Origin of the sequence: Planktothricoides sp. SR001 (genome assembly GCF_001276715.1) — a bacterium.
GTDB classification, from domain to species: domain Bacteria; phylum Cyanobacteriota; class Cyanobacteriia; order Cyanobacteriales; family Laspinemataceae; genus Planktothricoides; species Planktothricoides raciborskii.
This window is the reverse complement of record NZ_LIUQ01000005.1, coordinates 67146-84621: the sequence shown is the minus strand read 5'-3', so window position 1 is coordinate 84621 and position 17476 is coordinate 67146. Positions and strand designations below refer to the sequence as shown.

Below are 17476 nucleotides of genomic sequence, written 5' to 3'. Positions count from 1 at the left end.
CACATCCTAGCACCGAATTTTTTTTGGCAAAACTACTAAACCCGATTTTGCAATTAACCTTTAAATTTTGAGAATTTTCTTAACATAAGAGGCTAAGTTTTGTTACTAAATCCGCTCATAACTAGGCTGGGCAAAAGCCCATTGCCAATATTTCTTGCCAATATTTCTTAATATTTTCCAATATTTGTTAATATTTCTTTACTCAACTTAAATTTTAGGTGATGAAGAACCCAGAGAATCGAGTGTTTTTTGAGTGGAGATCGCCTGGGGATATTCCTGTAACCAAGATTTGATTAAGGATTTTAATTGTTCTCGTTCAGGGAGATTAATTCCGTTGGGATCGAAGCGATCGCGATAATAAAGCTCAACAATCCGCCGCAAATTTTCTAAGCAACTGGAATCGGGAAGCTCATTTTCTAAACGGGTAATCCATTTTTTTAACGACTCTGAGGGATGACGCATATAGCCTAAATCCGCCAAAGCTTGCTCAATTAAATCAAATTCTGTGACTTGGGCAAATAACTGGGGTTTAGATTGGCGCAATTTGGACTTTTTCGCCAACCGCAACGCCAATTTTTTGGGGGAAAATCTCCGCATAAATATAACAATTAATAAGCCGAAAATCGGCAAGCCATACTTTAAGGTAGGATGCCCCATCACCCATTGGAACCAAAGAGAAAATTTAAATATAAAAAATGACCAAAAATCTCCAATAATTGCCCATTGGGACATCCGGGCATCCTCAAAACTTGTCCAATTGGCGGGAGTGGTATCAAAAGTTTGCCATTTTCCGTCTAAATACACTAAAGTCCAAGCATGAGCATGGCGACTTCTGACAATATATTGATTTTCTAATTGGCTAAATTCGTGAACGGAGTAGCCAACCGCATAACGGGTTGGTATTCCTAGCGATCGCAACAGTAAATTGGTGGCGGTGGCAAAATATTCGCAATGACCCGACCGATTTTTTAGCAAAAAGTTTGCTACAGGGGTCATGGAATTATTTTGACCAGTCAAAGCCAGGGAATAAGTGAAATTTCTTTGAAAAAATTTGTCTAATTCTGGTAATATTTCGGCGGGGGATTTCCCTTGCAGATTTAGTTGGGGCAAAATTTGCGCGATCGCGGCTTTTTCTGCCGGTGGGATATGTAAGTCATTGTCCGTTGGTGGGCTATCTTCAGATAAATTAGGAAAATTAGGATTAAATTGGACTTGGTAGGCGATCGGGCCATCCTTACCCGTCACCTTAATCGTCCCATATTGATTTTTTTCCATTTGGCTGACGGGTAAACGATTAATTTGCCATGTTCCTTCTGGCAATTTTAATAATCCCTGACCCCCAGACAATGAGGAAAAGACGGTAATTGTTTTATCTGAATCCGGTTGACCGCTTAATTGCCAGCTTGTCCCATTTTCCTCCGCCTTTACTGGGGTAAAATTCGCCTCAGATGCCAGCCAAGTAGAAGACTGATATTTATCATAAGTTGATTCTCTGAGCAAAAATCGCTCCGGCTTATGAAAGTCAAGGGCAACTCTAAAATCAATGGCATTTGACCCTTTTAGTTCCCCAAGTGTGCCCAGATTGGTTGTTTTTTGGAAAGCATCACTTTCGCGTTCATAAGTATTATAATACCAATTAACTAGCCGGTCTTCTACGGTTAAATGAAGTTGATATAAGCCCAGATAGCCAACAAAACCGAGGATTCCTGCCAGCAAGAGTAAACTCAACCAAACCCCTGGGGCAAATCGCTGAGAACGCACCGACCAAAGGGCGATCGCTGAGAGGATAAATATACCCCCATAAAATGCGAAATTAGCAAAATTTTCCAGATTTACGGCACTGGCAGACAAAAGACAGAGGATTAAATAAAAATAGCTTAAATCTACGGTAAATTTACTAGGGTCGTCTGCCTCCATAGTTTGATCGAAGAACAGAAACAGTGTCCTCAGATCGACTTTTTCTGTCACCGAGTAAGCTTGAGCCGCTAAGATGGGGAAAAATACCAGAGGAAGTAGCTGTAAAAAATTATAAATAAAATAAATTGAAGCTGAAGCATCTTTAGCCAACAGGTAAATAATTAAAACCATCACCAAAATTATGCATAAATTAGCAATCCGTCGAAAATATTTTGCGGATAAATCCCAGCGCCAATTTACCCAGCGAGAGGCTTCTAATACCGTGGAAATCGCGATCGCAAAAATCAACATTCCACTGTGCCAACCCCAGAAAAGTACCGCTGCACCGAGGAGAAAAATGGGTGTTTTCATAGTTGCATTAAATCCTCTTGAATTTTGCCCAAGCGTAAAACCTGGCATTGGGTTAAATTATCTCTAATAGAGTTAATCTCAGAATTCGGTAATTTGGTTGCGGTTTCTGATATAATTAAAATTAAGGTATTTAAACCGATACTTTTGAGATAATTGACTAACTGTTGCCGTTCATCATCCCATGAAATAAAAATACAAATACAACCACTGAGGAGGGAAACTCTTTCCAGCAAAACTGGAGTCAAAGCACTAAAAGATTTATCCTGACAAGCCACAACTGAGGCGAGAATTTCCAGCATTTTATCTGTATGGCTGAGGGAGCGACCAAAGGTAAAACAATAGGCTTCGTGACCGACAAACATTAAATCTAGTAAAGATTCTTGGGTTTGCACTTCACAAGCAAAAGAAGCAGCGATCGCGATCGCTTCTTCCAACACCTCGCTATATTTCATCGATTGAAACGTATCTAAAATCAAAGCATGGCGGACAAAAAACTCATCTTGTTCTTCTTTAACAATTGGTTTGCCCACTTTTGCCCAACTTTTCCAGTGAATTTTTCGCAGAGAATCACCGGGACGATATTCCCGCAAAGACCGAAATTCCTCCGCATCTCCCACGGAAGAAGCTAAGGCAACTCCACCGGATTGATATCTCCTGAAACCCGGAAGTTGAATCGGTGGGATTTGATATAATTTTGGTAAAACTAACAAAGATTGGGGTAAAGAAATCGTCACAGCAGCATTGAAAAGATTAAACGGATCCGGGCGAAAGACCGTCAAACCGACTAACCGAATCACTCCTCTATATAATGGTGTAATTTCGCCGATCGCTTCGGTTTTACTTTCCGGCAAAAGTGGCGGTAAATCGACGGATTTTGCCGTTGCACCTTGTTTCCTTTTCACTAACCACAGCCAGCGATAATATCCCAGGTAGCGATCCACAACATTATGGATATTTTCATTCGGTTCAGGAGTGGTTAAAAATTCTGAAAAATTCGGTCTGGGGTCAGCAAAATTTTCTAAAAGTTTCAAACATTTTTGGGTTTTGTTCGTGCGGTTATGAATTACCAGACGATATTTGATTGTAACGCCAACTGTAGCAAATTTAGGCAGCATCCGCACTGCGTGAAAGCGAAAGCGAAACAGCCGACTAGAAACGATCGCTATGATAAAAAGCGATAACAAAAACGTAAAGATTTGCGCCGCCATACTCTGATTGGTATCGACACTCAAAACCCCAGAGCAAATCAGGCAGATGAAAACAACTAAACCCTTGGGGGTTAATCGTCTTTGACGCGATCGCTCAAACGCCGAAGACTCCCGAAAAATCTGATAAAGAAACCGTTTCATCTTTTAGCTTCATATTTTAACGGGGAACTGGGACAGAATCAAGCACCTCTTGCACAACCCCAACGGTAGTCATTAGTTTCCATTCCCTAGATTTCCCCAAGGATAATAGAGGTTTAAAAACCCCCCGCTAAACACAAATAAAGCGAGGGGTTAAACGTTACAATTTACAAAAAATAGTCTTGAATACTTAGTATCTTTCTCTACTAGGAAAAAGGCTCCAGGAGAGAAATACAATTACTGGCAACCCTGGCTCAGATTAGGGACTACCCGTGTAAGTCAATTCCCCATCAATATTCTCAATACCATTCAGAGTAATTTGGCTGAAAACCCAATCACCACTCATTGTTTCGCACTCGGCTGATAAAACGTCATCCTCAATAGAAATATTCTGAGAACTCAGGTGAAAATTAGCTTCTGCTTCGGGATCTGTGACGGTTAAGGTGCCGTCAATGTTCTCAATTCCCTTCAGAACCAAAGAGGTATAGTTGGGAGAGCCATCTCTTCTATTACAAATCGCCGACAATACATTTCCATCAATGGTGATGTTTGTGCAAGTCAATTGATAATTACAACTCATTGTTTTCTTCCAAATTATCTTTGTATTTCAAATTAAATAATTAATAAGTTAATTTTATACTTTTTAGATTAAAATTTAAATTGGCTTATTAATTATTGGTCTTACTGATATTTACATAGATACCATAAGTATCCTTTCTAGTCAATATATTTTTCCCTAACCCCTGGGGAGTGGGTCGAGACTCAAAACCCCAGAGCAAATCAGGCAGATTAAAACAACTAAACCCTTGGGGGTTAATCGTCTTTGGCGCGATCGCTCAAACGCCGAAGACTCCCGAAAAATCTGATAAATAAACCGTTTCATATTTTAGCGGGGAACCGGGATAGAATCAAGAATCTCTTGGACAACCCCAGGGGCAGTTATGCCAGAAAAACGGGCTTGGGGTTCCATCACTAACCGATGAGCGATCGCATCTACGGCTAACTCTTGGATATGTTCGGGAGTGACAAACTCATAGCCATCAAATAAGGCTAAGGCTTGAGCAATTTTCATCAAGGCAATAGAAGCTCTGGGACTCGCTCCTAATTGTACCCCTTGGGCCGATCGCGTCCCATTCACAATATCCACCACATAGCGTTTTAAAGTTTCACTAATTCTCACGGCTCTAACTTGCTGTTTCAACGCCATAATCTCCTGGATCGAAACACAAGGTTTAAGGGAGGCGATCGGCAGTTGCTGAATTTGATCCGAGAGCAGACTCACTTCATCTTCTGGAGAAATATATCCCAAAGAAAATTGCAACGCAAACCGATCCATTTGGGCTTCTGGCAGTGGGTAAGTGCCGCGAGATTCTACGGGATTTTGAGTAGCAATCACAAAAAAAGGATCGTTAAGCTTTCGCAAAGTGCCATCAATACTAACTTGGGATTCTGCCATTGCTTCTAATAATGCCGATTGAGTTCGTGGAGAAGCGCGATTAATTTCATCGGCTAAGACAATATTGGCAAAAATTGGCCCTTCATGGAAATAAAAAGTCCGCTCATTGGGATCGAGCATGGAAACCCCCAAAATATCTGAGGGTAAAAGGTCGGGGGTAAATTGAATCCGTTTGAAGCTGACATCTACGGAAAAAGCTAGGGCTTTTGCCAAGGTAGTTTTTCCCGTTCCTGGGTAGTCTTCTAAGAGCACATGACCACCACTAGCAAACGCTGACAGTAACTTTCTAATAGCAGCGGATTGTCCTTTGATGACTTGGCCAATGTTGGCAGTAATTTTTTGATAAATTGCTTGGCCATAAAACTGATAATTATCTACTTGTGTTTCAGCCATTTTATGTATTAAAATACCCTCTGTGATTATATTAAAAAATTTTGCGATTTTAATCCTAATACCAATTTCAAAAATTATTTCTACAATTACGAGGTTAATTTGGGCGCAAGCATTGCGCCCCTACTGTTCTCTGCTTGAAAACGTTATAACAATATAACAAGAGAAAGTCATCATCGCTATTTTCTGTAAAAATGCCCTGGTGATGCATGGCGATCAACAGATTCAATCAGTCTGGGTTTTTTGCCGATACCAGACTGTCTGAAACCGTAGAAAATCATCGCTTTTTCCGATTAAAAAACCGATGAGGTAGACGAATTTTAATTAAATTTCAGAGTTAATTAAATTTTGGAGTATTTTTGGGTAATTTTTTGGGTATGCTGCTGGGAAGAAAATTTTAAAAATTGCGTAATAAATTTGGCTGCACAGTGATTAAATTTTCTCTGTATTACCGCCTTTGACCCAGCCTTCTTGATTAGCACCTTCTACACGCACTCTTTCCCATTCTTTATCAGAAGTGGTTTCCAATACAATGACGTTTTTATTAAAATCAACCCCGCCAATTGACTTGGCATCAAAGCTAGGGCGATCGCGCAAAATTAACCCATCTTGCCAAATCACGCGAGCCCGGTAAGTTCCCGGTGCCAAAGTTGTGGAATTGGCGCTGGAATTGCTGCTAGAATTTGCTGGCGTATTTTGTTTAGCGGCAGGAGTCGGTGAACTAGGTTTTGGCTTAACGGGTTGCTCATTGTCAAAAACTGGTCTTGGGGGCAATTCGGTTAAGCGAGTCACAAAATAAAGGCCAGCAGCAACACTACCACCGGCAAGGATCGCCAGTGCCAATATAAAACCAATCAAAAATTTGATCAAACCAGAGAAAATGCTCATCGCTATGCTATTTAAAATTAGGCTATTTTCGTTGACTTTGGATGCGAGAAGATAAACCACTGGATCGAGAAGCCAGACGAGCTTTGCCAGAAGCTGCCCAAGCTTGCAAAAATTCGATTTGTTCAGCGGCAGTTCGCGCCAAGGGAATAATCTGACTCACCGCTTCTAAAATATCATCATTGGTAAAATCACGGTTTTGACTAAATCCAATGTGCATGGCTTCAATCAGGGATTGCTCAATTTCTGCCCCTGAAAAATCAGGAGTTTCATAGGCAAGTCGATCCAAATCATAATTTTTTAAATTATGAGGGCGCAAGCGGGATAAATGCACCTCGAAGATAGCACGGCGCTCGTCTTGATGGGGCAAACCCACAAAAAATATTTCATCAAAACGGCCTTTGCGTAAGATTTCCGGGGGCAATGCTTGAATATTATTGGCTGTAGCCACCACGAAAACCGGAGAAGTTTTTTCCGCCAACCAGGTAATAAATGTACCAAAGACTCGACTGGTGGTGCCTGCATCCCCTTTACTCTCAAACCCCGCAAAGGCTTTGTCAATCTCATCAATCCATAAGATGCAGGGGGCTAAGGCTTCAGCCAGTTGAATCATTTGTCGAGTTCTGGATTCTGATTCACCGACTAAACCGCCAAATAGCCGACCGACATCCAGACGTAGTAACGGTAAATGCCAATGGTGGGCGATCGCCTTTGCGGTCAAAGATTTGCCCGTTCCTTGAATCCCCACCAACAGCAAACCTCTGGGATGAGGCAGACCATATTGTCTTGCTTGTTCCGAGAAAGCGCTGCCTCGTCGCAGCAACCATTCTTTCAGATTATCCAAACCACCAATATCAGAAATTTGTTCCGTGGCTGGATAGAATTCTAAAATTTGGGTTTGGCGAATAATTGTGCGTTTTTCTTGCAGAATTAATTCCAGATCATCTACTTCTAACTTGCCATGAGTGGCGATCGCCTTCGCCAATACCCGACGCACTCGTTCAATGGAAAGTCCCTGACAACATCTGACGATTTCATCGAGGGTATTCCGGGACAAAGATTCTCCCGTCGCCCCCAAAAGTCTTTGCACTTCTGCGGCAATTTCTGCTTGATTCGGCAAGGGAAATTCCAAAACCGTCAAAACTTCGCTTAACTCTTCGGGAATCGCTACTTCTGAAGAAATCAGCACCAAATTTTTCGGCTGAGATTTCAGCAGTTTCGCTAAATTGCGTAATTTGCGAGAAATCGCCACATCCTCTAAAAAACGGTGAAAATCTCGCAAAATAAAAATTGCTGGGGCGTTGCTTGGCAATTTTTCCACCAATTCTAAAGCTTGTAACGGATTGCGCTTGCCAAAACCCGTGTCATTGGGATTGCCCGTATAGCCATCCACAAAATCCCAGATATATACCCCTCGATTGCCTTGGTTTTTGGCAATTTGAGTAATGGTTTTTTCGACTCTTTCTTCTTCGCGAGTGGGAATATAAATCAACGGATATCTGGCTCGCAAAAGCAGTTCAAACTCATCACTAAATGTCATTGAATTTCACCCCTAATCAACACTTCAAACTTAATCAAACTTTAGAATTATTGAGCATTGTAGCCGGATTTAATTCTCTGAATATTTGCCCCCAAATACCCAAATATTTGCCTATAAATTTCCGGCAAATTCTGGAGATATGGATCTATTGTCTGTTTTTAGGGAGACTGCTTAGTTGGGAAATAGTTTTTTTAATTCTGCCAGAGATGCCCAACGGTGATCGATTGCAGGCGGTGCAGTCGGCGGTAAATAACTATCTGTTTGAATTCCTAAACAATTGGCATCACAAAGTTGGCGCGGTGGCAAGGCTAAACAAAGTTGTTCATAAACCCATTCTGTACATTCAAAATATCCGTGAGGGGACAAAGTTTCTACCAAATCTTCCAGGGCTGTTTCCCGTTCCAGGGGGCCTGTGTCTGGTTGATCGGCGGCTTCATCGAGCCAGATTAATTCAGACGTATCTACGGTTAATCGGTGATTATACTGTTGCAGACACCGATTGCAAGTCAGGGTGACAATGGTTTCCGCTTGAGCGAAAACTTCCAAATAGTTTCCTTGATGCTTCACGACGAGGGTGCCTTTGACGGGAGTCAAAGTTTCAAACTCTGAGAAAAACTCCTCAAACTGAATTTCCTCAGTTCGCTCAGGTGCGGTGGTCAGTTGAGGAATATAAATAGGCTCCATAGGGCTGTTGAAGAATTTTTTCTGTGAGTTGAGATTTGAGAGATTAATTGACTCTCAACTCTCCACTCAACTATTTATCCAGGATTTTAGAGGCATCATTGAATGATGGGGCGCTTGGAAGTAGCGCCCCTACCGTCGGTAAACGACCAAACGGCGATCGGGTTCTTGTCCGCGACTGTAGGTTTCCAAATCGTCGTATTCTTTCAATAAGTTATGAAGTTGGCGACGTTCGGCGGAGGAGAGTGATTTAATTTCAAACTCCTCCCCTGTTTCCCGAACATGAGCGACTGCATTGAGAGCAATAGCTTCGAGTTCCGCTTGGCGGTGAGATCGATAGTTATTCAATTCAATGGTATAAGCGGCTTGTTGATCCGGGGTTTGTCCCAGATTCAAAATTGTATTCGCTAGATATTGAATACTATCCAGGACAGAACCCTTGGCTCCGATCAGGATGTCAATTTGCTCTGGGGTCAGGTTGGTGTGATCAATGGTCAGCCAGTAGCAATCGGGTTTTTCTTCCGCGTGAACTTCCGTGGGACAAGCCGCAAGGGTTAACAGTTGCTTGAGCCACTGTTGACCTCGGTCAATGGGGCGATCGCTCATAATTTACCTTAAGCTTTTTTCTTAGAACGACCGGGTTCAAAAGGCAGTGATTGTCGTCCATCTTTAACCGCAGCGGATTTGGCTTCTGCATCCACGATTTTCTGGAGATTTTCTGGCAGAGGTTCGCGAGACAGAATAAAAGTTTGTGCGGTTTGGAAGATATTGGCAATCACCATATACATCAAAACTCCCGCAGGCAGAGGGAAGAACAAAAACATCCCGGAAAAGATCACCGGAGTGAGTTTATTCACCGTTGCTTGCTGAGAGTTATCGCTTGAACTTTGTCCTTGACCGGATAGAATTTGGTTGACATACAAGCTAATGCCAAAAAATAGCACCATGCCCACAATGTCCCAATGAATTGTGCCATCTTCCGCCGTGGCCCCAACCCGACCGAGAGCCTCAATAAACAGGAACCCTTGCTTAGATGCTAATCCAGGAATCGTCCCTTGAATCGTCACATCTCCCGGTTGCAGGGCTTCAATGGTGCCATCTTCAGACACCTTGACTCGTTCTTGACCTTTGATCACTTGCCAGGTCGGGGCAATGTCGCTGTCTGGATACTCCGCTAACAACTGTTGGAAAGGTTTACCCTCTACGGTTTGAAATTCAATTTTGGTTTTGTCACCCACTGCTAACTTATTGCCACTGGGCAGCAAAGCGGCGACTGGCGCATGGACGCTACCGGCTACATAAATATTTTGGGATGGGGTGGCAAAAGACTGAGGTTGAATTCGTTCAATTTGTTCTGAGGGAAAGATTTGCAGATTGACGGAGTAATTCACGTCAGAAAATGGCGATCCTCTCAGAGTGGCGAACAAGGCAAACAGCACGGGCATTTGCAGGAGGACTGGCAAACAACCAGAAAGAGGATTGCCATATTCCTGGTAAATTTTGCTCATTTCCTCCTGCTGTTTAGTCGGATTGTCTTTGTACCGCTCTTGAACTTCTTTGACTCGTTTCTGCATGAGTGGCTGGGCGACGCGCATTCGGCGCATACTGCGAATTGATCCCGCACTTAAGGGATAAAGCGCAAAGCGAATGACTAACGTCAAAGCGACGATCGCCAGACCATAGCTGGGAACGATCCCAAAGAATAAATCTAGGATCGGTAGCATGACGTTGTTGGAAAGAAACCCTACTCCAAAGTCCATTCTGTCTATATCAACCTAATACAATTATTGTTTTCAGACTATCTGTTTTCAGACTATAACCGAGTTAAATATTCGCTATCTTCAGCCGCAATAGGGGGGCTTGAGATAACTGGGTTTCTAGAAAAACCCTTGGGACTCGACTTAATCACTTAAGTTGGACTGTTCGTCGATGGAAAAAACTTGTTTTCTTCTGTGAATGATTGGCTGTAATCACATCTCCTGAAAAAGTTTCTTCAAAGAAGATAATTGCGTGATTGTTGGGGTTCTAAATCTGAAGTCAATTTAGAGTCTTCCGAGTTTTGGTGTTAACCTCCGCCGCTTGAAGCCCATTCAGGTGAATCAGCGAGTTATTTACCGATCGCACCACTGGCTGCACGGGCAGAGGCAGACAATTTATCATTCATATAATCGTAAACCTCTCGAAACTTAGGCAAGGCCCGCATTTCCAGACGAGAACCATCATTAAGTGTAATCACCATATCACCCCAGATGCCAAAGCCACGAGGTACGATGACGATTTTGCTAATTTCTGAGTACACCACGTCAGAGCGATCTCGGCCCATCCAGCCACCAATCACCGTCACCCGACGATTGGTAATCCGATAACGCAACCACAGCGCTCTGACAATAGCCCCAATGGTCAGCGGCAAGCCCACAATCGTCAACCCAAACAAAATGTTGACGATCAGATCCCCAATATGGGGGCGTCCTTCAAAGTACAATTCCTCTTTAATTCCCATTGAGTCCCTCCACTTGTGCCATTAACTGCTTTAATTTTTGCAGAAATTGTCGATAATTGCACTGTCTTGCCGGTGGCTGCACCACGACGACGATATCCCAACCCTCTGCTACTTGGGATAAGAGCGATCGCCAAGCTGCCCGAATTTGCCGCTTGATCCGATTGCGAACCACCGCTGTTTTGCTGACTTTTTGGCTCACGGAAATGCCAATGCGGGTCGGTACTACGCAGATATAGGATCCGTTGGATAAATTCGGGCTAGAGGACGGGACATCTTTGGTAAATCCATTGGTACGCTTTTTGGCGATCAATGTCAGGGTTCCGTCTGACCGACGAGTCCCAGATTTGTACACGGCAGTAAAATCGTGCCGATGCTTCAGTCGATTGACTTTGGGCAACACTTGGATGCTAGATAAGTTGCTTGGGTTGATTTCGCTTTGGATCGGCAACCCGATCGCGGGCCAATGGACAGTGAGAGGGACAGACTAAACAGCCAGCCGAACCCGTCCCTTGCTTCGGCGAGCTTTGATCACTTTTTGACCATTTTTGGTACGCATCCGAGCTCTAAAGCCAGAAACTCTTTTTCTTTTACGGCTAGTACCGCCCAAGGTACGCTTTGTCATCGCAGTTTCTCCGGGTTTACTTACTTAAGGATTAAAAATTCACAATTTTCAATTGTATCATTGAAAATTGTGAATCTGCGTCATTTATTTTGATTTAGCACTCTTTGAATCTGGTTTAATCAATTGCCACGACCCATGTGCCGATGTATTGGGGAAACTCTGCCCCCGTCAGGGTAGACACCCGACAGTTAAAGTTAAACATCCCGCCAAACACCGGATTCTTTACCCGGTCAAACACTAATTCGACATTGCTTCTAGGGGCAACTGGCTCGGTAAACTGGATTTGAATTGACCGACTTTCCGGATCCCAACTGACCAAGCAGGGAGCAGCGGATCTGTTATCTGAGGGATTGACTTGAGTGGTGGCGGATTTTTCTTGACATTGCAAGGTTTTCTCTTCATTGCCTACAACCACTTGCACTCGGTTGGTGTTGAATTGCCCTCGGTAGTGATTGGGATAGTCAATGCTAATCTGGGTGACCGGGGCATTGAGTTTATTACCGGGAATTTTTAATTCGTAGCGATCGCGCACATCAGCCTTGCCCCGGGCTAGATAATAATCCAGTTCATATCCTCTCTGGGGGCCGCCAAATAAGGTAAATCCTCCGGTAGTCTGGGCTAAGGTCAGTTCTGGCATCCCCACCCACGCACAACCGACAATCGCGAATACAGATAATAGCCGTTTCATAGATTCTCCTTCAAACCACTTATAAATAATAGAAATCGTACTTTCGTGTTGCTACGTCCGCTCCATCGCCATGACCTGATGTTCCGCGATCGGGATATGCGCGATCGGGATAGTTAAATCCACCACTGCACATAGCCACTGAGAAAATTTGCATCAAACCAGGTTTGCATCATCGGGGATTCTCAGGTTTTTGACTAGCTAGTCATGTTTTGGCGATCGATTTCCTGGATCTCAGTTAAATTTTAACAAACCTTAACACAAACCTGTGGAACTCTGATTAATTTTTGTCCCTTTAACGCTCCTCCTTGCTGCGGATGCTTATCAGAGACGACTAAGATGACAACTAAGATGACGACTAAGATGACGACTAAGATGCCGCTGCGGTTTCTCTCACTCAGGCAGAGGCAAACCTCCTGGGGTTGTCTTTTGTTTCTTGAACATCCTAAAAGTCACCAATAGTAAAGATTTTCTAAGAAAATGGCCAGAAATATGCCCGGATCGTTTAGATTATTGAGTAGCTTATTGAGTAGCCACTTGCTCAGAGATTATGTTAAGATATCTTGACTTTTTGGCGTTTGACAAAAAAACATTACAGCAAAATTATCACAATTATCACAATTTTACGTGAAATTACGGAAAATCAAATTAATCAAACAGTTTTGCGAGGACCAATAGGGGCGATCAAATTATTAGGGATTGTCTAAAAGCTAGGCAGTAATACCACAAAATACCTAGAAAAACCTGCCAAAATATGGCTAAATCATCAAAAATTTTATTTGGTTGAATTGAAAATATTCTAGAATGTTGCTATAAAAAAAACGGGGGATTCGCCAATGACCCAAACAATCATATATACGGTTGAGTAAGTTGAGCAAGATGAAGCAATAATTAAGATTTGCTGATTAGTTGGTCAAAAAGTTTATTGGTTTGACCAATAAATTCCCCAGCAAAAAAATGATTTGGGTAGGAAAATTAAGGTGACTAATGAGAATTTGTCAGCCTCGTAAATCTCAGATATCTGGAGAAATTGATGAAAATAGCTGTGGCTAAAGAAATTGAAGTGGGCGAACGCCGGGTTGCTCTAGTTCCTGATGTGGTCGCTCGATTGGTCAAAAAAGGCATTGAGGTATTGGTGGCCAGTGGGGCAGGTGAGGGGTCATTCTTTAGCGATGATGCCTATACCGCTGTGGGGGCGAAAATTGTCTCTGACCCCAACCAACTTTGGGCTGAAGCTGATGCGATTTTGAAAGTGGCGCCGCCAAAAGAGTCAGAAGTTACTATGATGCGATCGGGTTCGGCGGTGGTCGGGTTCTTAAATCCTTTGGGTCAGCCAGAAATCGTGGAAAAATTAGCGGCTAAAGGCGTGACCTCATTTAGTATGGAACTGATTCCCCGGACTAGCCGCGCTCAAAGTATGGATGCGCTGTCTTCTCAAGCCGGGGTGGCAGGATATAAAGCGACGTTAATTGCCGCCGCCGCTGCTCCGAAGTTTTTCCCTATGTTGACCACCGCTGCGGGGACTATTCGCCCAGCTAAGGTGTTTGTGATGGGCGCAGGGGTGGCTGGGTTACAGGCGATCGCCACCGCCCGCCGTCTGGGTGCCGTGGTGGAAGCGTTTGATATTCGTCCGGCAGTGAAAGAAGAAGTGCAAAGCTTGGGCGCCAGATTTGTGGAAATTAAGCTGGAAGAAGATACGGTGGCGGAAGGTGGCTACGCTAAGGAAATTTCCGAGGAGTCCAAGAAACGGACTCAAGCGTTGGTGGCTGATACCGTGGCCGCTGCGGATGTGGTGATTACCACCGCCCAGGTTCCAGGCCGAAAAGCGCCGGTTTTGGTGACGGCAGACATGGTGGCCAAAATGAAACCAGGGGCGGTGATTGTTGATTTGGCGGCGGAACAAGGGGGCAACTGTGACCTGACCCAAGCGGGTAAAGATGTGGTTCATAACGGTGTGACTATCATTGGGCCGATTAATTTACCCGCATCGATGCCCGTTCACGCCAGTCAAATGTATGCCAAGAATATATCCACGTTGATAGAACTGATGCTGGACAAGGGCGAATTTAAGCTGAATTTTGAAGACGATATTATCGATGCCACTTGTGTGACCCACGCTGGGGAGATTCGCAATCAACGAGTCCGCGATGCCCTGGAATCTCTGAAAGCTAAGGTTTGAAATGCGATCGCTTATCCGACTCCCCCCTTCTCAAGGGGGGCAGGGGGGATTCTAACTGTTTGATCGTCAACGAAAATCGGTAGCGATCGAGCGACGCTCAACAACCAACAATCAACAATTAAAGGAGTTTTCTGAATTTATGGCTGAAGCCTTGATATCCGCTTTATTTGTGTTTGTGCTGGCAACGTTTGCGGGATTTGAGGTGATTACCAAAGTGCCACCGACATTACACACTCCCCTAATGTCTGGATCTAATGCCATCTCTGGCATTTCCGTGCTGGGGGCGATCATTATCGCTGGTGACAAAGATTGGAGTGTCACCGTGATTTTGGGATTGATTGGGGTAGTGTTTGCCACCATTAACGTGGTGGGTGGTTTCCTGGTGACTGACCGGATGTTGCAAATGTTTAAGAAAAAAGAGGTGAAGGCATGAACAGTATGACAGCATTTGTGCCAACTGGAATACAGATAACCTATTTGGTGGCTACGTCATTGTTTTTCTTCGGATTAAAACAACTAGGTTCTCCGGCTACGGCTCGGAATGGTAATTTGTTGGCATCGGTGGGAATGTTGCTGGCGATCGTGGCAACACTATTAGATAGGCAGGTACTCAACTATCAGATGATTCTGATTGCGATCGCTATTGGTTCGGCGATCGGGGCGATCATCGCGCAGAAAGTGGCCATGACGGAAATGCCCCAAATGGTCGGTCTGTTAAACGGCTTTGGGGGTGCTGCCTCCTCCCTGGTGGCGGTGGGAGAATTTTGGAAGTATTACAGCAGCTTTGATAATCCACCCCTGGATACCACCATCACCGCTTTACTGGGTGTGTTAATCGGTGGCGTCACTTTCACGGGTTCTCTGATTGCCTTTGCCAAACTGCAAGGGATTATGAGTGGTTCTCCCATTCTGTTCCCTGCCCAACAAGTCGTTAACGGCTTACTATTAGGCGGATTTGTGGTTGGTAGTATCTACATCTGCATTCATCCCTTGAATACTCCCGTATTTCTCACGTTGACCGTCATCTCCCTTATGTTAGGGGTGATGTTCGTGATCCCTATTGGTGGCGGGGATATGCCCGTGGTGATTTCTCTGCTTAACTCCTTCTCTGGGTTAGCGGGATCTGCCGCTGGTTTCGTGGTGATGAACAATATGCTGATCATTGCCGGTGCCTTGGTGGGCGCTTCGGGGATTATCCTCACGGTGATTATGTGTAAGGCCATGAACCGATCGCTGACCAATGTGTTATTTGCTGGATTTGGTACTGGGGAAGGTGGCGGTGCGGCTGCCAGTACAAGTGCTACAGCGGATATGACGGTTCACAGTATCGACCCCGAAGAAAGCGCCATGATGTTGGGTTATGCCCGGTCTGTGGTGATTGTGCCTGGATATGGCATGGCGGTGGCTCAAGCACAGCATACGGTTCGGGAGTTGGCTGACCAGTTGGAACGCCTGGGGGTAGAGGTAAAATATGCCATTCACCCGGTGGCCGGTCGGATGCCCGGACACATGAACGTGCTGCTGGCAGAGGCGAATGTGCCTTATGAGCAGTTGTACGATATGGAAGATATTAACTCCGAGTTCGATCGCACTGATGTGGCGTTGGTAATTGGGGCTAATGATGTGGTCAACCCAGCGGCACGGGAAAATCCCAGTAGCCCGATTTATGGGATGCCGATTTTAGATGTGGATAAGGCTGCCCATACGATCGTGATTAAGCGCAGTATGAATACGGGCTTTGCCGGGATTGAGAATGAGTTGTTTTACAAGGATAAGACGATGATGCTGTTTGGCAGCGCCAAGGATATGGTGGCCAAAATTGTTAGTGAGGTGAAGCAGCTTTAATTATATAGCATCAACTTTAATTGATTCTGGTTTCTAGGCTCTGCCTCCTGTAGCTAATCGCTCACAGCTAACAGCAACAGGAGGCAGAGCTTTCTATTGGCATTAGCTTAATTAAAGATATGAGTAGAATCAAAATTTTTTAAATGTTTCAAATTACAGCAATTTTCTATTGAATCTACCACAAACACCTGTAGGGGCAAAGCATTCCGGCAGATAATTTATTACTTAGAATATTGTACGGACCCGCGCATTTCGGCAGTGTAGGGGCGAATGGCCATTCGCCCCTACTGCTTATAACACTAAATGGACTGCCGAAATGCGCGGACCCCTACGGAATGCTTCGCCCTACCGTGGTTCAGTAATCTGAAAACCGCTGTAAATTAGAAGTGCGATCGCGGATGGGATAGTGGATGTGATCGCGGATTGGCAGCGGATGGGATGCGGATTGGCAGCGGATGGGATGCGGATTGGCAGCGGATGGGATGCGATCGCTTTTATGGCTGTATTCAGGATAAAACATTCGTCCGACATCTATAGTCAGAACCAGCAGAAAGAGAAACTTTTTGATGGTTTACCTACTAGATAATACAGCAATTTTCTATTGGGTAAACTACAAAATCCAGCATATTTTAGAATGTATCGATCACATCCAAGACTATACACAAAATGGCAAGGATAGTTTGATCAATGAATCTTTGGTGATGGAGTTTTGCGTCGCTGGCAAACAATGGCTGAATCCACACAGCGACTCTCAGATGATTTAATTTGACTTATTGAGGATGATTTCGGGCGATCGCGCATTTTCTACCCCTCTACCCCTGGCAATACTATACGTCTCCACGGGATGTCGTGTCGCCTGCGGTTTCGCCTGATTTGTCGTCAGGACAGAGAAACCCTACCCCTAAAATTACCACAAGTGATTTAGGACTGCTATATACCGAATAAGAATTATAAATTGAGGCTAAAACCAGTCGAAAAATTGCCACAAAGGTGAAATAATCGTGAAAAAATAATCGTGAAAGTTGTTGTCAATATCTTAGGCTACTGCTATAATTGAATTGGCGTTAAATGGTAGTCAG

At 44.1% G+C, this 17476-nt stretch carries 19 protein-coding genes; 4 read left to right on the top strand and 15 right to left on the bottom strand.

Annotated features, from left to right (window positions below; all coding sequences use genetic code 11):
• Window positions 1-207: 207 nt before the first annotated feature.
• From AM228_RS04755 to AM228_RS36020, 14 genes are all read right to left on the bottom strand, one after another.
• A complete protein-coding gene (locus tag AM228_RS04755) occupies window positions 208-2268 on the bottom strand; it encodes a transglutaminase domain-containing protein (protein ID WP_054464963.1) in 2061 nt (686 codons plus the stop codon).
• Window positions 2265-3617 (bottom strand): DUF58 domain-containing protein, encoded by a 1353-nt coding sequence (locus AM228_RS04750; RefSeq protein ID WP_054464962.1) that lies wholly within the window; start codon window positions 3615-3617, stop codon window positions 2265-2267. The genes AM228_RS04755 and AM228_RS04750 overlap by 4 nt, the downstream gene beginning before the upstream one ends.
• 256 nt (window positions 3618-3873) lie before the next feature.
• The gene (locus AM228_RS04745; RefSeq protein ID WP_054464961.1) at window positions 3874-4194 is read right to left on the bottom strand and encodes a CVNH domain-containing protein; all 321 of its coding nucleotides are present in this window, start codon (window positions 4192-4194) and stop codon (window positions 3874-3876) included.
• Between the two features lie 306 nt (window positions 4195-4500).
• A complete protein-coding gene (locus tag AM228_RS04740; protein WP_054464960.1) occupies window positions 4501-5463 on the bottom strand; it encodes a MoxR family ATPase in 963 nt (320 codons plus the stop codon).
• A gap of 429 nt (window positions 5464-5892) precedes the next feature.
• Complete coding sequence (locus AM228_RS04735; protein ID WP_054464959.1) at window positions 5893-6348, bottom strand: SH3 domain-containing protein; 456 nt, start codon at window positions 6346-6348, stop codon at window positions 5893-5895.
• A 22-nt stretch (window positions 6349-6370) separates the two neighbouring features.
• The gene (locus tag AM228_RS04730; protein WP_054464958.1) at window positions 6371-7885 is read right to left on the bottom strand and encodes an AAA family ATPase; all 1515 of its coding nucleotides are present in this window, start codon (window positions 7883-7885) and stop codon (window positions 6371-6373) included.
• A 171-nt stretch (window positions 7886-8056) separates the two neighbouring features.
• Window positions 8057-8569 carry a DUF177 domain-containing protein gene (locus AM228_RS04725; protein WP_054464957.1) on the bottom strand — a complete coding sequence of 171 codons (513 nt, stop codon included), beginning with the start codon at window positions 8567-8569 and terminating at the stop codon, window positions 8057-8059.
• Between the two features lie 129 nt (window positions 8570-8698).
• Entirely contained in the window at window positions 8699-9172 is a 474-nt protein-coding gene (locus AM228_RS04720) for a R3H domain-containing nucleic acid-binding protein (protein WP_054464956.1), read from the bottom strand.
• Between the two features lie 8 nt (window positions 9173-9180).
• Window positions 9181-10326: a membrane protein insertase YidC gene (gene yidC / locus AM228_RS04715; protein WP_054464955.1), complete on the bottom strand. Its 1146-nt coding sequence runs from the start codon at window positions 10324-10326 to the stop codon at window positions 9181-9183.
• 347 nt (window positions 10327-10673) lie between these two features.
• Window positions 10674-11066, bottom strand: coding sequence for a PH domain-containing protein (locus AM228_RS04710; RefSeq protein WP_054464954.1), 393 nt, complete (start codon window positions 11064-11066; stop codon window positions 10674-10676).
• Window positions 11056-11466 (bottom strand): ribonuclease P protein component, encoded by a 411-nt coding sequence (gene rnpA, locus AM228_RS04705; protein ID WP_054465055.1) that lies wholly within the window; start codon window positions 11464-11466, stop codon window positions 11056-11058. Before rnpA ends, AM228_RS04710 begins: the two co-directional genes overlap by 11 nt.
• Before the next feature lie 84 nt (window positions 11467-11550).
• On the bottom strand, window positions 11551-11688 hold the full coding sequence (gene rpmH / locus AM228_RS29175) for a 50S ribosomal protein L34 (RefSeq protein ID WP_072160654.1): 138 nt from the start codon (window positions 11686-11688) through the stop codon (window positions 11551-11553).
• Window positions 11689-11803: 115 nt separating this feature from the next.
• The gene (locus AM228_RS04700; protein ID WP_054464953.1) at window positions 11804-12376 is read right to left on the bottom strand and encodes a DUF2808 domain-containing protein; all 573 of its coding nucleotides are present in this window, start codon (window positions 12374-12376) and stop codon (window positions 11804-11806) included.
• A 19-nt stretch (window positions 12377-12395) separates the two neighbouring features.
• Window positions 12396-12530 (bottom strand): hypothetical protein, encoded by a 135-nt coding sequence (locus AM228_RS36020; RefSeq protein WP_255353151.1) that lies wholly within the window; start codon window positions 12528-12530, stop codon window positions 12396-12398.
• Window positions 12531-13406: 876 nt separating this feature from the next.
• Here AM228_RS36020 and AM228_RS04695 point away from each other — a divergent pair.
• From AM228_RS04695 to AM228_RS04685, 3 genes are all read left to right on the top strand, one after another.
• Window positions 13407-14552, top strand: a complete 1146-nt coding sequence (locus AM228_RS04695; protein WP_054464952.1) for a Re/Si-specific NAD(P)(+) transhydrogenase subunit alpha — start codon at window positions 13407-13409, stop codon at window positions 14550-14552.
• A 139-nt stretch (window positions 14553-14691) separates the two neighbouring features.
• Window positions 14692-14985, top strand: coding sequence for an NAD(P) transhydrogenase subunit alpha (locus AM228_RS04690; protein ID WP_054464951.1), 294 nt, complete (start codon window positions 14692-14694; stop codon window positions 14983-14985).
• A gap of 5 nt (window positions 14986-14990) precedes the next feature.
• Window positions 14991-16397, top strand: coding sequence for an NAD(P)(+) transhydrogenase (Re/Si-specific) subunit beta (locus AM228_RS04685; protein WP_054464950.1), 1407 nt, complete (start codon window positions 14991-14993; stop codon window positions 16395-16397).
• A 355-nt stretch (window positions 16398-16752) separates the two neighbouring features.
• On the opposite strand, the gene AM228_RS31840 is transcribed toward AM228_RS04685, so the two are convergent.
• The gene (locus AM228_RS31840; protein WP_156331536.1) at window positions 16753-16917 is read right to left on the bottom strand and encodes a hypothetical protein; all 165 of its coding nucleotides are present in this window, start codon (window positions 16915-16917) and stop codon (window positions 16753-16755) included.
• Window positions 16918-16963: 46 nt separating this feature from the next.
• On the opposite strand from AM228_RS31840, the gene AM228_RS04675 reads away from it, so the two are divergent.
• A complete protein-coding gene (locus AM228_RS04675; protein ID WP_054464948.1) occupies window positions 16964-17161 on the top strand; it encodes a hypothetical protein in 198 nt (65 codons plus the stop codon).
• The last annotated feature ends 315 nt before the right edge of the window (window positions 17162-17476 follow it).

Coding starts and splice junctions, on each gene's coding strand:
- AM228_RS04750 (WP_054464962.1), bottom strand. CDS start 3,617: ATGAAACGGTTTCTTTATCAGATTTTTCGGGAGTCTTCGGCGTTTGAG.
- AM228_RS36020 (WP_255353151.1), bottom strand. CDS start 12,530: ATGCAAATTTTCTCAGTGGCTATGTGCAGTGGTGGATTTAACTATCCC.
- yidC (WP_054464955.1), bottom strand. CDS start 10,326: ATGGACTTTGGAGTAGGGTTTCTTTCCAACAACGTCATGCTACCGATC.
- AM228_RS04735 (WP_054464959.1), bottom strand. CDS start 6,348: ATGAGCATTTTCTCTGGTTTGATCAAATTTTTGATTGGTTTTATATTG.
- AM228_RS04675 (WP_054464948.1), top strand. CDS start 16,964: ATGGTTTACCTACTAGATAATACAGCAATTTTCTATTGGGTAAACTAC.
- AM228_RS04745 (WP_054464961.1), bottom strand. CDS start 4,194: ATGAGTTGTAATTATCAATTGACTTGCACAAACATCACCATTGATGGA.
- AM228_RS04695 (WP_054464952.1), top strand. CDS start 13,407: ATGAAAATAGCTGTGGCTAAAGAAATTGAAGTGGGCGAACGCCGGGTT.
- AM228_RS04690 (WP_054464951.1), top strand. CDS start 14,692: ATGGCTGAAGCCTTGATATCCGCTTTATTTGTGTTTGTGCTGGCAACG.
- AM228_RS04755 (WP_054464963.1), bottom strand. CDS start 2,268: ATGAAAACACCCATTTTTCTCCTCGGTGCAGCGGTACTTTTCTGGGGT.
- AM228_RS04720 (WP_054464956.1), bottom strand. CDS start 9,172: ATGAGCGATCGCCCCATTGACCGAGGTCAACAGTGGCTCAAGCAACTG.
- AM228_RS04710 (WP_054464954.1), bottom strand. CDS start 11,066: ATGGGAATTAAAGAGGAATTGTACTTTGAAGGACGCCCCCATATTGGG.
- AM228_RS04740 (WP_054464960.1), bottom strand. CDS start 5,463: ATGGCTGAAACACAAGTAGATAATTATCAGTTTTATGGCCAAGCAATT.
- AM228_RS04730 (WP_054464958.1), bottom strand. CDS start 7,885: ATGACATTTAGTGATGAGTTTGAACTGCTTTTGCGAGCCAGATATCCG.
- AM228_RS04700 (WP_054464953.1), bottom strand. CDS start 12,376: ATGAAACGGCTATTATCTGTATTCGCGATTGTCGGTTGTGCGTGGGTG.
- AM228_RS31840 (WP_156331536.1), bottom strand. CDS start 16,917: ATGTTTTATCCTGAATACAGCCATAAAAGCGATCGCATCCCATCCGCT.
- AM228_RS04725 (WP_054464957.1), bottom strand. CDS start 8,569: ATGGAGCCTATTTATATTCCTCAACTGACCACCGCACCTGAGCGAACT.
- AM228_RS04685 (WP_054464950.1), top strand. CDS start 14,991: ATGACAGCATTTGTGCCAACTGGAATACAGATAACCTATTTGGTGGCT.
- rpmH (WP_072160654.1), bottom strand. CDS start 11,688: ATGACAAAGCGTACCTTGGGCGGTACTAGCCGTAAAAGAAAAAGAGTT.